Annotated in this window: 11 protein-coding genes; 7 read left to right on the top strand and 4 right to left on the bottom strand. The window is 70.9% G+C overall.

What is annotated here, in order from left to right; genetic code table 11:
* Positions 1 to 12 precede the first annotated feature (12 nt).
* Positions 13 to 300, top strand: a complete 288-nt coding sequence (locus ID574_RS23670) for a YbaB/EbfC family nucleoid-associated protein (protein WP_223167048.1) — start codon at positions 13 to 15, stop codon at positions 298 to 300.
* 61 nt (positions 301 to 361) lie between these two features.
* Here ID574_RS23670 and ID574_RS61690 read toward each other — a convergent pair whose 3' ends face one another.
* From ID574_RS61690 to ID574_RS23650, 4 genes are all read right to left on the bottom strand, one after another.
* Positions 362 to 2,611 (bottom strand): serine/threonine protein kinase, encoded by a 2,250-nt coding sequence (locus tag ID574_RS61690; protein WP_188191136.1) that lies wholly within the window; start codon positions 2,609 to 2,611, stop codon positions 362 to 364.
* A 108-nt stretch (positions 2,612 to 2,719) separates the two neighbouring features.
* Entirely contained in the window at positions 2,720 to 3,826 is a 1,107-nt protein-coding gene (locus ID574_RS23660) for a S8 family serine peptidase (RefSeq protein ID WP_188191135.1), read from the bottom strand.
* 26 nt (positions 3,827 to 3,852) lie between these two features.
* Positions 3,853 to 5,961 (bottom strand): serine/threonine protein kinase, encoded by a 2,109-nt coding sequence (locus tag ID574_RS61685; RefSeq protein ID WP_188191134.1) that lies wholly within the window; start codon positions 5,959 to 5,961, stop codon positions 3,853 to 3,855.
* 208 nt (positions 5,962 to 6,169) lie between these two features.
* Positions 6,170 to 6,442: a WXG100 family type VII secretion target gene (locus ID574_RS23650; RefSeq protein WP_188191133.1), complete on the bottom strand. Its 273-nt coding sequence runs from the start codon at positions 6,440 to 6,442 to the stop codon at positions 6,170 to 6,172.
* A 127-nt stretch (positions 6,443 to 6,569) separates the two neighbouring features.
* On the opposite strand from ID574_RS23650, the gene ID574_RS23645 reads away from it, so the two are divergent.
* The 6 genes from ID574_RS23645 (at position 6,570) to ID574_RS23620 (ending at position 13,492) form a co-directional block, all read left to right on the top strand.
* Positions 6,570 to 7,289: an SDR family NAD(P)-dependent oxidoreductase gene (locus ID574_RS23645; protein WP_188191132.1), complete on the top strand. Its 720-nt coding sequence runs from the start codon at positions 6,570 to 6,572 to the stop codon at positions 7,287 to 7,289.
* A 25-nt stretch (positions 7,290 to 7,314) separates the two neighbouring features.
* Complete coding sequence (locus ID574_RS23640) at positions 7,315 to 9,066, top strand: acetyl/propionyl/methylcrotonyl-CoA carboxylase subunit alpha (RefSeq protein WP_188191131.1); 1,752 nt, start codon at positions 7,315 to 7,317, stop codon at positions 9,064 to 9,066.
* 169 nt (positions 9,067 to 9,235) lie between these two features.
* Positions 9,236 to 10,591, top strand: coding sequence for a hypothetical protein (locus ID574_RS23635; RefSeq protein WP_223166997.1), 1,356 nt, complete (start codon positions 9,236 to 9,238; stop codon positions 10,589 to 10,591).
* Between the two features lie 267 nt (positions 10,592 to 10,858).
* Positions 10,859 to 11,158 (top strand): hypothetical protein, encoded by a 300-nt coding sequence (locus ID574_RS23630; protein WP_188191130.1) that lies wholly within the window; start codon positions 10,859 to 10,861, stop codon positions 11,156 to 11,158.
* Entirely contained in the window at positions 11,158 to 12,237 is a 1,080-nt protein-coding gene (locus ID574_RS23625; protein WP_188191129.1) for a bifunctional WXG100 family type VII secretion target/C40 family peptidase, read from the top strand. The genes ID574_RS23630 and ID574_RS23625 overlap by 1 nt, the downstream gene beginning before the upstream one ends.
* 499 nt (positions 12,238 to 12,736) lie before the next feature.
* Positions 12,737 to 13,492 carry an oxygen-binding di-iron domain-containing protein gene (locus ID574_RS23620; protein ID WP_188191128.1) on the top strand — a complete coding sequence of 252 codons (756 nt, stop codon included), beginning with the start codon at positions 12,737 to 12,739 and terminating at the stop codon, positions 13,490 to 13,492.
* Positions 13,493 to 13,494 lie beyond the last annotated feature (2 nt).

The following is a 13,494-nucleotide window of genomic DNA, read 5'->3' as shown; positions in this document are numbered from 1 at the left end:
GCCGTGCAGGAGATGGACGAGCTGATGGAGCGCCTGGAGGCGATCACGGCGGCCGGCCGGCGGGCCGAGGAGATGACGGCCGAGTGGAGCACGCGCCAGTTCGTCGGCCGCGCCGACGAGGGCCGCATCGTGGCCACCGCGGACGCGCTCGGCACCCTGACCAAGCTGGAGATCAGCCCGCTGAGCAGGAAGCGGCTGGACGCCCGCCGCCTCGCCGACGAGATCGTGGCCGCCGTGTCAAAGGCGGAGGAGGCCGCCGCGGCCGCCAAGGACGAGTTGATGAGCAACCTGCGCCCCTGACCTCCGTACGTGGAGAACCCCTCCGGGCCGGTGCCGGCCCGGAGGGGTTCTCTGTGTGGGGTCAGCCGCAGTTGGCCCAGTCGGCGCTGGTGGCGAAGCGTCCGGCACTGCCGGAGAACCTCACGCACTTGCCCTTGGCGGGCAGCTTGACCGGCCCGGCGTAGTACTCGAACTGGCCGCTCTCGGTCCGGCTCCCGCCGCCCTGCACCTCGAGCGTGGCGCTCACGTAGGTGGGCTTGCCGATGTCCGTGGTCTTCATGGTGACCACGCAGTTCTCACCGGTGGAGCCGTTGTACAGCTGGAAGGTCTCGCCACCGCCGAAGGCCTGGGAGCGCTGCACGGAGAAGCCCGGACCGCAGACCTGGGTCGGCGAGTGGGGGTTGTGGGCCGGCGGAGGCGGGCTGCTCGTGCTGGGCTTGGGCGACGTCGGGGTCGGCTTCGGGGTGGCCGTGCGCGTCGCGGTCGGTTTGGCCGTCGGCGTGGGCTTGGCCGTTGCTGTGGGCTTGGCCGTCGGCGTGGGCTTGGCCGGCGGGGCGTTGGTCACGGTGACGGTCGGGGTGGGCGTCGCGGTGACGGTGACGGTCGGCGTGGGCGTCGGGGTGACAGTGACGGTCGGCGTGGGCGTCGGGGTCTCGGACGCGGTGGGACTCTCCTCGGGTCCGAGGGTGCGGACGTTCGAGGGTGTCGGGCTCTGCGTCGGCGTCGGGCTCTGCGTCGGCGTCGGCGTCTGCGTCACGGTCACCGTGGGCTGGGCCGACGTCGGCCGGGCGGCCGTCGGCTGCGTGACCGGCTGGGTGTTGATCGGCAGCGGCGTCGGCACGGTGCTGAGCTCCGGCGGGGTGGGCGTCTGCGACGTCCACTCGTTGGGCAGCACCATCGGGCCCACGTCGTCCGGGCCGGCGCTCGGCGTGTTCGCCCACGGCACGGTCACCTCGGGCGGGCTCTGCTCGGGCTGGCTCTGGCCCGGCTGCGTGACCCCGTTGTCCACTCCTTCCGCGCCTTCGGCGGCCGCGGCACCCTCGGTCGTCGGGGCCGCGACCACCGCCACGGGCTCGAAGCGCTGTGTCGAGGCGTACCGGTTGGCGCCCCAGAGCCCCACGCCGGACACCAGCGCCAGCGCGGCCACCGCGGCGGCCAGCCCCAACGGGAACCTGCGCGGCTGGCGGGACGGCACCGTCTGACCCTGGACCGGCGCCTGCCGCGCCTGGTCACGCGGCGGCTCCCACATGGGTCCTGAGGGCGGCAGCGGCACGCCCTCCATCGGGGCCGCGCCTTCCATCGGACCCGGGCCACCCTGACCGGGCCCCTGGGCGCCCGGGGGCACGGCCGGCGGCCCCCAGGTCGACTGGGGCGGGACGGGCGCCCCCGCCGGCGGCACGCCCTCGCCCGGCATCCCCTGCACAGGCATACCCTCGACCGGCGGCACTCCCGGCACGGGGCCTCCGGCCACGGGCACGCCCGGTACGGGCACACCCTCCAGGGGCGGCACTCCCGGCACCGGCACGCCCTCGATCGGGGCGCCCGGCTGGGGCGGCAGGCTCCGCGTCATGACGCCGGCGGCCGCGCCCCGCTTGTCGCCGAGGAGCTGCAGCAGCGCCATGTACGTGGTCGGGCGCGGCGTGACGTCCTTGGCCAGCGACGACAGCACCACCCGGCGCAGCGGCTCGGACAGGCCGCCCACCTCGGGCTGCCCGTTGAGCACCGCCTCTTCGTCCTCGCCGAACGGCGGCTTCCCGGTCGCGGCGAACACCACCGCCGCGGCCCAGGAGAACACGTCGGCGTACGGCCCGTACGCCAGCCCTCTGAGCTGCTCGGGCGCGCGATACGCCACCTCGCCGACGGGCTCGCCCAGGTCGACGTCCGTCACCCGGGGACCGTCGGGACCGATGATCACGTTGTGCGGGGTCAGGCCGCGGTGCGTGATTCCGGCCAGGTGCACCGCGGTCAGCGCGGTGAGCACGCCCACCGCCACCCGCTCCAGCGCGTCGGCGTCGAGCGGGCCGTCCTCGGCCACGACCTCGGCCAGACTCCGCCCCTCGACGTACTCGCGCACCACGTACAGCTGGTCGCCGTGCTTGCCGGCGTCGAGCGTCCTGGCCACGTACGAGCTGGACACGCGTTGCACCCCGGTGAGCCGAGCGACGTCGTCGCTGCCGGCCTCCGGAGCCGGGGGCAACAACTTGACCACTCGTAACGGCGCGTCGTCGGACTCCTTGCCGAGATAGGCCGCGCCCCGCGGCCCATCGGTCAGCCGTCCTGATATGACGTACGCGCCCACCTTCTCGGGATCACCCGGCCGCAGGGGGTGCATCTCTATCCCTTCAGTCAAAGCACGATCTCGAAGGGATATTCAACCAAATCCGCCACTTTTGTATCACCTGTTTCACAGGCGAATTGACAATTCATCGGTGGTACACGTTCAGGACGCCCGTCCGGGGCGCCAGCCCCTCCGCCGCCCCAGGGGAATGAGCAGGGCGAGTCCGCCCGCCACCATGATCGCCACCAGCACGCCGGCCCCCACCGCCATGGCGATGCCGATGGCGGTCTCGTCCCGCGGCGGGACCTTGGCGATGGCGTCGGCGGGGAGCGCGGAAGGGAGCGGCTCGGCGACCACGGGCGCGTCACCGCGTTCGTACGGCAGCACGGCCGTGATCGCGAGCAGCGGGTTGACCATGCCCGCGCCGGTGCCCGCGCCCGCCGTGCCGTCGGCGGTGGCGATGATGCGCCGGCGCACCTGTTCCTGGGTGAGCTGGGGGAAGCGGGCCCGCACCAAGGCGGCGGTGCCGGCCACGTACGGCGCGGCGAAGCTGGTGCCTTGCAGGCCGCGCATGTAGCTTCGGCCGGGCCAGGGAGCGGTGATGTCCGTGCCGGGGCCGAGCACGCCGACCGGGGTGGCGGCGTTGGAGGAGTCGGCGCGGCGGCCGTCGGGTGTGGCGGAGCCCACCGCCAGCACCCCCTCGTACGCCGCGGGATAGGCCGGCACGTCCTGGTCGTCGGGGCCGGTGACGTTCCCGGCGGCGGCCACGACGACGATGTCCTGGTCCAGCGCCCGCTGGATGGCGGCCCGCAACTGGGGGTGATCGGAGGCACGCACCGAGACGTTGATCACCTCGGGCTTCGCCGCGACCGCGTCGTCGATGGCGCTGATCAGCTTGGTGATGTCGCCCTCGGTCTTGTTGCTCTGCTTGACCATCACGATCTTGGCATCGGGCGCGACGCCGTGGAACGGCACGCCGGCCACGTAGCGGGCGCCGATGATGCCCGAGACCGCCGTACCGTGACCCACGCAGTCGCGGTGGCCGGTGTGCGTCTCATCGATGATCTTGGAGATCTGGACCTGCGGGTGGTAGTCGGCGCCGCTGTCGACGACCGCGACGGTCACACCCGCGCCCCTGGTCAGCCGCCAGGCGTTCTTGATGTCGAGCCGTTTCTGCGCCCACGGCTCGCTGGCGGGCAGCTTCAGCGTGCCCTTCTTCGGATTGCAGTCCTCAGGGGCGGCCTGAGCAGGAGCCGCGACGACGCTCATGGCGAGCAGGCCGGCAATGAGAATCCCTAGCCGCAGTTTGCCCACCCCACACTGGTCCTCCCGGCACCCGCGCTGCCGGAGTAGCGGACGCACTTGCCCCTGGCGGGCAGCTTGACGGGGCCGGCGTAGTACTCATAGTTGCCGGAGTCGGTCTGGCTGCCGCCGCCCTGCACCTCCAGCGTCGCGCTGACCGGAGTCGACTTGCCGACGTCCGGGCCCGACTTGAGGGTGACCACGCAGTTCTGGCCCGTGCTGTTGTTCCAGAGCTGGTATGTGGTGCCGCCGTTGAAGGGGGTGCTCCGCTGGATGACGAAGCCGCTGCCGCACACCTGGGTCGCGGTGTAGGGGTTCTTCTGGGGGGGCTTCGTCGTCGGAGCTTTCGTCGGCGTTCTGGTGGGCGTCGGCTTGGTGGTCTTGGTGGGCGTCGGCTTGGTCGTCCTGGTCGGCGTCGGCTTAGTGGTCCTGGTCGGCGTCGGACTGGCCGTCTTGGTCGGCGCCGGCCGCTGAGTGGTCCTCGTGGGCGTCGGCTCAGGCCGCTCGGTGGGTGCGGTACGGGTCGGCGTGGGCCTCACCGTTCTGGTCACCGTGGCTGTCGGACGGGCCTTCTTGGTCCGCTTGGGCGTCTTGGGCGTCTTGGGCGTCTTGGTCGGCGTCGGCTGGGCCGTCTGTGTCGGTTGGACGGTGACGGTGGGCACCGGCACCGGCTGCGTCGGGATCGGCGCCGGCGTGGGCACCGTGGTGATCGTAGGGAGATCACCCGTCTCCGCGGGGGTGTCGGTCGGCAGCAGCATCGGCCCCACGCCGCTGTCGTCGGGGCTCGGCGTGGTGACCCACGGCGCCGTCACCTCTCCCTGCGGCTGCGCGGGCACACTTGACACGACTCCCTGCTCCTGCGAGGAGAGGGCATCCCTCCCCGCGGACTCCGTGGCGGCCGCGGCGATCGGAGAGAACGTGACGTTGTCGGAATACCGGCTCGCGCCCCATAGGGCGAGGCCTGACAAGAGGGCGAGGGCGGTCACACCCGCCAGGAGCGCGACGGGGAACCGCTTGCTTTCCTGACCGCCGCCCTGCCCTGGCGCGGCGGGGGGCGGCGCGGCCTGGGGCATTTCCTGCCGACCGGTACCGGGCGGAGGTCCCCAGGTCTGGGGCGCGAACCCGGGCTCCACCGGAGGCGACCCCACCACACCCGGACCGACCGCACCCGGACCGGCCGGAGCCGGACCGGCCGCACCTGGACCGGCCGGAGCCGGACCGGCCGCACCTGGATCCGGACCCACCGGGCCGGCCTGCATGGGACCCGGCGTCATCGGTTCTTGGGGCGCTACAAAAGGTGGCGGCGCCGGCATCTGAGGCGTCGGGACGCCCTCGATCGGCGGCGCGGGGATCGGCGCGTTGCGGTCGCCCAGCAGCCGCAACAGCGCCATAGAGGTCGTCGGCCTCCCCGCCACGTCCTTAGCGAGCGCGGCGAGCACCACCTGCCGCAACGGCTCGGGGAGGACGCCGACTTCGGGCTGTCCGTTCAGCACGCTCTGGGCGTCGTGCCCGAACGGCGCGGCCCCGGTGGCGGCGAACACGACGGTCGCGGCCCAGGAGAAGACGTCGGCGTACGGGCCGTACTGCAGCCCGTTGAGCTGCTCAGGCGCCCGGTAGCCGATCTCGCCGACCGGGTCGCCCAGCTCGATGTCGGTGACGCGGGGCCCTTCGCCCGTGAGGATCACATTCGAGGGCGTGAGACCGCGGTGCGCGAACCCGGCCAGGTGAACGGCGGTCAGCGCGGTGAGCATGCCCACCGCGACCCGCTCCAGCGCGTCCCCGGTCAGGGGTCCGTCCGCCTCGACGGTCTCGGCCAACGAGCGGCCCTGGACGTACTCCCTGATCACGTACACGGAGCCGTTATCGGTGCCGGCGTCGAGTGTGCGGGCCACGTACGAGCTGGATATCCGCGTGACGCTCTTGAGTCTCGCCACGAAGCCCGGGTCGGCGGCGGGGTCGACGTTCAGCGTCTTGACGGCCACCAGGGGCGCGTCTTCGGACTCCCGGCCCAAGTGGACAATGCCACGAGGCCCCTCGCCCAGGCGGTCCACGATCTCGTGGCCGCCGATTCGTTCGGGCTGGGAGGAGTCCCTTTCCGCCATGACCGTCCTTCCCGGCATCACGTCATGATCGGAGGACATTTAACCAAATAAGCCCCATACGCATCAGGGGTTTCGGTCGCGCGCTCTGACAGTTAACCCAACTGTTCGTTCCCGTTGGTGTCGCGCGAGAGCCGGGACGGGGCGGCGACGGCCCCGCAGATGCAACGGAAAGAAGCCCCAGCGGCATGCCGGGGCTCCGTTCCGCCGATCATTGCGTGGCGGACTCGATGTTCTGCCGGTAGGTGCCGATGACCCGCGAGGCCTCCTGGAGCTCCTCGGTCATCCGCTGGAAGGCCGTGCGGTAGTTCTGCCAGGCCTGCTGGAAACGCTGGGCGCCAGGCCCCGTCCACGCCGTGCCGACCTTGGCGGCCTCGCGGTCGAGCGCGGTCATGGTGGTGCGGACCGCCTCCGACTGCTGCGTGAACTGGGTGGCCATCTGCTGCATCTCGGCGGGGTCGCCACCGAGCATACTGTGGCTCATGCATACCTCCTGGACCGGGTGAAAGCGCCATCACCATAAGCGGGGGCCACCTGCCGTCGTCCGGGTTATGCCGAGCGGCTATGGTCTTCCAGAGGAACATTCGGATTCTCACGGGAGTGGTCCCGTCATGCGCGAGGTTGTGGTGACCGGCGGCGGCACCGGGATCGGATACGCCGTCGCGGCGGCGTTCGCCTCACTGGGCGACCACGTCACGATCACCGGCCGCCGCGAGCAGGTGCTCAAGGAGGCCGCCGACCGCCTCGGGGCGGCGTACGCGGCCTTCAACGCCGCCAGCCCGGTCGCCGTCAAGGAGGCGCTCGACAGCCTGCCCGCACGGGTTGACGTGCTGGTCAACAACGCCGGCGGCAACACCAACCTCGACCGCAAGCAGTCGCACGACCTGATGGACGTGGCCGAGGCCTGGTGGGCCAACCTCAACGCCAACCTCATGTCCGCCGTGCTCATGACGACCGCGCTGGCGCCGCGCATGACCGAGGGCGGCCGGATCATCTCGATCGGCTCGATCGCCGCCCGGGGGACGGGCTCCGGCTCGTACGGCGCCGCCAAGGCCGCCATCGAGTCCTGGACCGCCGACGTGGCCGCCGAGCTGGGCCCCCGGGGCATCACGGCGAACGTCGTCGCCCCCGGCCTGGTGCTGGACACCGAGTTCTTCCGCGGCCGCCTCACGCAGGAGGGCATCAGGGCCCGCGTCGAAAACACCCGCAACGGCCGGCCTGGCACTCCAGCTGACGTGGCGGATACCGTTCTGTTCCTGGCTTCCGCGGGAGCCGGGCACGTCACCGGGCAGGTGCTCCACGTGAACGGCGGCGCGTACCTGGGCCGCTGAACTCTTCGAGGAAGGACGAACGTCGGTGCGGAAGGTTCTGATCGCCAACCGCGGCGAGATCGCCGTGCGGGTTGCCCGGGCGTGCAAGGACGCCGGAATCGGCAGCGTGGCCGTCTACGCGGACCAGGACCTCGACGCGCTGCACACCAGGGTGGCCGACGAGGCGTACGCGCTGGGCGGGCTGTCCCCCGCCGAGACTTATCTCGACATCGCCAAGCTGCTCGACGTGGCCGCCCGCTCCGGCGCCGACGCCGTACATCCCGGCTACGGCTTCCTGTCCGAGAACGCCTCCTTCGCGCAGGCCGTCATCGACGCGGGCCTGATCTGGATCGGCCCGCCGCCGGCCGCCATCGCCGCGCTCGGCGACAAGGTGCAGGCCAGGCACATCGCGCAGAAGGTCGGCGCGCCGCTGGTCGCGGGCACCAAGGACCCGGTGTCGGGGGTCGACGAGGTGGTGGCGTTCGCGGAGGAGCACGGACTGCCGATCGCGATCAAGGCGGCGTACGGCGGCGGCGGGCGCGGCATCAAGGTCGCGCGGCGGCTGGAGGAGGTCCCCGAACTGTACGAGTCGGCGGTGCGCGAGGCGGTCGCGGCGTTCGGGCGCGGCGAGTGCTTCGTCGAGCGCTACCTCGACCGTCCGCGCCACGTCGAGACCCAGTGCCTGGCCGACCAGCACGGCAACGTGGTCGTGGTCAGCACCCGCGACTGCTCCCTCCAACGCCGCCACCAGAAGCTCGTCGAGGAGGCGCCGGCCCCGTTCCTGACGCACGCGCAGGTCGAGATCCTCTACTCCAGCTCCAAGGCCATCCTGAAAGAGGCCGGATACGTCGGGGCGGGCACGTGCGAGTTCCTCGTCGGCCAGGACGGCACGATCTCCTTCCTGGAGGTCAACACGCGACTGCAGGTCGAGCACCCGGTCACCGAGGAGGTCGCGGGCGTCGACCTCGTACGCGAGATGTTCAGGATCGCCGACGGCGAGCCCCTGGGCTACGACGACCCGGTGCTGCGCGGGCACTCCATCGAGTTCCGGATCAACGCCGAGGACGCCGGGCGTGACTTCCTGCCCGCTCCGGGAACGCTGACGGTCATGCGCGCGCCCTCCGGGCCGGGGGTGCGGCTCGACGCGGGCTACGAGGCGGGGATGACGGTGCCCGGGGCGTTCGACTCGCTGGTGGCCAAGCTGATCGTGACCGGGCGGACCCGGCAGGAGGCGCTGGAGCGGTCGCGGCGGGCACTGGCGGAGTTCGAGATCGCCGGCATGCCGACCGTGCTGCCGTTCCACCGTGCGGTCGTCGCCGACCCGGCCTTCGCCTCGGCGCCGTTCTCCGTGCACACGCGGTGGATCGAGACCGAGTGGGACAACACGGTCGCGCCGTACGCGGGAGACGTGGCGTCCGACGAGGCCACGGCCGCCCGCGAGACCGTGATCGTCGAGGTGGGGGGCAAACGCCTGGAGGTGGTCCTGCCCGCCGGACTGGGCGCCTCCGCCGCTACGCCTGCCGCGAACAAGGCGCCGCACAAACGCGGCGGCGGCAAGGCGAAGAAGGCCTCGGCCGGCGGCGACTCGCTGGTGAGCCCGATGCAGGGCACGATCGTCAAGGTCGTGGCCGCGGACGGTGACACGGTGAACGAGGGCGACACGGTGGTGGTGCTGGAGGCCATGAAGATGGAGCAGCCGCTGACCGCTCACAAGTCGGGCACGATCACCGGGCTCGTGGCGGCCGTCGGGCAGACGGTCACGTCAGGGGCGATCATTTGCGAAATCAAGGACGCCTGACACCCTTACCAGACGTTGACTTGACGTCAATGACCCCTGTTATGGAAATCATGACCCCAGGATCTTCGTCCAGGGTGTGCGCCTGCGGGCTTCCTGGCGGGTAACGTGCGCAGTGAGGAACTTTGCCGACCGCCCGTTCGTCCTCATGGGCGAAGGAGGCTTGCTGCCAATGACCCATTCGCTGCGCCGAGCAGGGGCCGCGATCGCGGCTCTGATCGCCGGTCTAATCGTCGTTCTTGCGCTGTCCCCTGCCGCCAACGCGGCGGCGCCCCCTGACGCTCAGTCGGTGGTGTCCAACTGGAAGAACAACCCTCTTTACGTGGTGTCCGGCTCACCTCTGACGTCGGACCAGCAGAGTGAGATCAGTGACGCGCTGAAGGGGGCCGACAGCAAGATCTACGCCGTCGCGCTTCCCGACGGCACGGTGGACAACTCCAGCATTGCGTCATACATGAGCTCCCTGAACTCCGCGCTGGTCGCCGCGGGCCGCCCCAGCGCGACCATCGCCGTGCTCGACGGCCAGACGCTGTTCGCCGCCTCGAGCTCCATCCGCCAGTCCGGCCTTGCGGGCGAGTTGGCCAAGCGCGCCGTCAGCGCCAACTCCGACGTCGTGGACGGGATGAAGGACTTCGTCAACCGCGTCGACTCCGCCGTCGCGGGCAAGACCCGCTCGGCGCTCGACACCGGCAGCCAGGCCAACCCCGGCGCCGGCGGCACCGCCGCGCTGGTCGGCCTGGGCATCCTGGCGCTGGTCGGCGGTGGCGGCTACTTCCTCTACTCCAGCAACAAGAAGAAGAAGCGCGCCATCCAGGAGGCCAAGGACCTCGCCGCGGTCAAGCAGACCGTGGACGAGGACGTCACCAAGCTGGGTGAGGAGATCACCACGCTCGACGCGGACGTGACCCTCTCCGGTGAGGGCGGCAAGCACATCGAGGAATGGCAGACGGCGCTCGACTCGTACGAGAAGGCCAAGACCCAGCTGGCCACCATCGAGCGGGTCGACCAGGTCCGCGAGGTCACCCAGACCCTCGAGGACGGCCGCTACGCGCTGGCCGTGGTGAAGGCCAAGGTCAACAACGAGCCGGTGCCCGAGCGGCGCGCCCCCTGCTTCTTCAACCCGCAGCACGGCCCGTCCGCCCGCGACGTGCGCTGGGCGCCGCCCGGCGGCGCGGTCCGCGACGTTCCGGCCTGCCGGATGGACGCCGAGGCCGTGGAGCGCGGCTTCGACCCGCAGATGCGCGAGGTCATGGTCGACGGCCAACGCCGTCCCTACTACGACGCGGGCCCGGCCTACCAGCCGTACGCCTACGGCTACTACGGCGGCTTCGGCGACATCATGACCGGCATGTTCATCGGCACCATGATGGGCAGCATGCTGAGCGGCGGCTGGGGCATGGGCGGCTACGGCGCCGGCTACGCCGAGGGCTACGCTGACGCCGGTGCCGGCGGCGGAGACGGCGGCGACTGGGGTGACTTCGGCGGCGGCGGAGACTTCGGCGGCGGAGACTTCGGCGGCGACTGGTAACCAGCCTTTTCAGAAGCGCTCCCCCGGGCCCGAGAGCGTGGGCCTCCGTGGGGGGCGCTTCGCGCTTTCGGGCGCCCGCCCGGTCAAGGACGTGCGGTGGGATCTGTGCTCCCGGCGGGAGGGCAAGACGCACTGCACCGAGTGGAAATAGCCGCCACCGAGTTGAGACGTTGTTGTTTTTTCTGTGACTAATGCGGCTGGATGGGCATTCGCGGCAAGATGGTCACGTCAGGAACGTCACGACGATCTTCCAGGGGGTACGTGTCGATGGCAGCCCTCGACATCCATTTCCAAGCGATCGAGGACTGCGCGGATGCCGCGCGCAAGGCGGCCGAGCAGCTCAAGTACTCGGCCGCGAACGCCGACTCCTCGATCTTCCCGAAGTCGATCTTCGGGAAGCTGGGCGGCTCGTCTTCCGGTCTGGCCTCCGTCGTCAGCGAGGTCGAGACGATGGTCGGCAACGAGTTCGGAGCCGCCCGCGGCAAACTCGACGCCGTCAGCCGGGCCCTTGACACTGTCGAGCAGAACGTCCGCACGGCCAACAGAGCCAGCGGGGCGGCGGCGTAGTGGACCTGACGCGAATCTCCCAGTTACCGTCAGGCGCGGAGCTCGTTGCGATTTACACCAACATCACCGCCAGCGACCCCGATGCCATTCGTGACATAGCCACCCGGTGGCGAGGCGCGTCGGGAAAGGTGAGCGACCACGCGGGGCGGATCAACAGGGCCGTGGGAAATGTGGACAACGCCTGGAACGGCGCGTCAGCCGTCGCCTTCGTCGAGTACATGAGCAAGTATCGCAAGGCCGGCGTCGCGCTGCAGGACGCGCTGGACAGCAGCGCGAGCTCCCTCGACGGAGCGGCCCAATATCTGGCGACGGCGAAATCGAGGATCACCTCGATCTGCCAGGACATGGTCGACTTCGAGGCGGAGAACCGCGAGAAGCCGGACGCGGCGGCGAAACGGCTGCTCGAGGTGGCGCTCCCCGCGGCCAGGGATCTCGAGGGGAAGGCGAGTTCGGCCCTGACCATCGCCATGAGGGACATCTCGAACCAACTGAAGGACCGGACGCCGACCTTCGAGTCCATCGACAGTCCCACCGGTGAGCCATGGCGGCCCTCACGTGGCAACACCGTCGAGTGGAAACCGGTCACCCTGCCGGCAACGACGACGTTCCAAGGCGGGAACGGGTATTCCCCCACCTCGTACACCCCGGGCGGAGGATCCCCGGGCAGTCCTGGAGCCCTGGCCGACCCCGGGGGTGCGGCCCCGCAGCCGTTGCCGTTCACACCGGGAACCGGCACGGGGGCGCGCATCGTCCAGGCGGCGCGGCAACATCTCGGCAAGCCGTACGTGTGGGGCGCCAACGGGCCGAGCGCCTTCGACTGCAGCGGGCTCGTCTACTACGTCCTGAACCAGGCGGGCATCAAGATCGGTGACACGACCGCCGCCGGATACCAGGCGAGCGGGAAGCCGGTGTCGTCGCCGCAGCCGGGCGACATCGTGTTCTTCGGAAATCCCGCCGGCCACGTGGGCATCTACATCGGCGACGGCATGATGATCCACGCGCCGCGTTCGGGATCCGACGTCATGGTGGCGCCGGTGGCGGCCGACGGACGCTCCGTCAGCTACCGCCGCTTCACCTGAGCCGACGGACGTCGCGACGACGTGACGACGTGCTGCCGGGAGTGGCCGGCGTCCGGCAGGCCAAGCACCCCAGGCGACCTGCCCAGCGGAACGTACAGGGCTTGCACGCGGTCCTCACCAGCGGACCGGCTTCCACAGCGTCGCGGCCACCCCCGCACTCCCCCTGGGACCGTACGCAGACGGCCCGCCACGGCCACGCCCGCCCGATTTGCCCGACATGCTCAGGTAAACATAGAGACTCGCAGACGCTTCCGGTCAGTACGAAGCCGTACCGCCGTAACGCCTCTCCACGGCCCGTCACGAATTCCTCGAAGCTCGGGGGACGCTCGGCCATGTCGTCACACCACACCTCCACTCCCTAAGGACGCGTGGCGCGGCTCCGTCTGTTGCGGTGCCGGGCGACGTCGATCCCACCGGCCAGGTCGACAGGGCTGTCTCGTGTCCCGCCGCCCCGGGTGCGACGATGGACGCAGGGGGCCGCTCCAGGAGGAGGAGCACGATGGACACCACCGTTACCGAGGTCGCGCCGGACATCTATCGCTTGTCGACATTCATCCCAGATGCCGGGATCACCTTCAACCAGTTCCTGATCGACGCCGGGGAGCCGTTGCTGTTCCACACCGGTCTGCGGGCGCTGTTCCCGTCGGTGTCGGCGGCCGTGGAGCGGGTGGTGCCGGTCGCGCGGCTGCGCTGGATCACGTTCGGGCACGTCGAGGCCGACGAGTGCGGGTCGATGAACTCGTGGCTGGCCGCCGCGCCCGATGCGCAGGTGGCGCACGGCGTCCTGGGCTGCATGGTGTCCGTGAACGACCTCGCGGACCGGCCGCCCCGGCAGCTGGCCGACGGCGAGGTCATGGACCTGGGCGGCAAGCGGGTACGCCGGATCGAGACGCCTCATGTGCCGCACGGCTGGGACGCGGGCCTGTTCTTCGAGGAGACGACGGGGACCCTGCTCTGCGGCGACCTGTTCACGGCAATGGGCCAGGCTCCGGCGCTGACCGAGCACGAGATCGTCAGCCCGGCGCTGGCCGCGGAGGACGCCTTCGGTGCGACCTGCCTGACCCCGTCCACCGGCCCGACCATCCGCGCCCTGGCCGGCCTGAAGCCGGCGACGCTCTGCCTCATGCACGGTCCTGCGTACCAGGGAGACGGCACAGCGGCGCTGCGCGATCTCGCCGGCGCGTACGAGGAGCGGCTCGCCGCCGAGGGCGTCCGCCTGCACGCGCCCATCACGCCGTCCGCATCCGGCGCATAGGC

The sequence above is a fragment of the Nonomuraea sp. SYSU D8015 genome, assembly GCF_008065375.1.
Classification (GTDB): domain Bacteria; phylum Actinomycetota; class Actinomycetes; order Streptosporangiales; family Streptosporangiaceae; genus Nonomuraea.
Note: the sequence above shows the minus strand (reverse complement) of the source record. Positions and strands in the feature narration are given on the sequence as shown.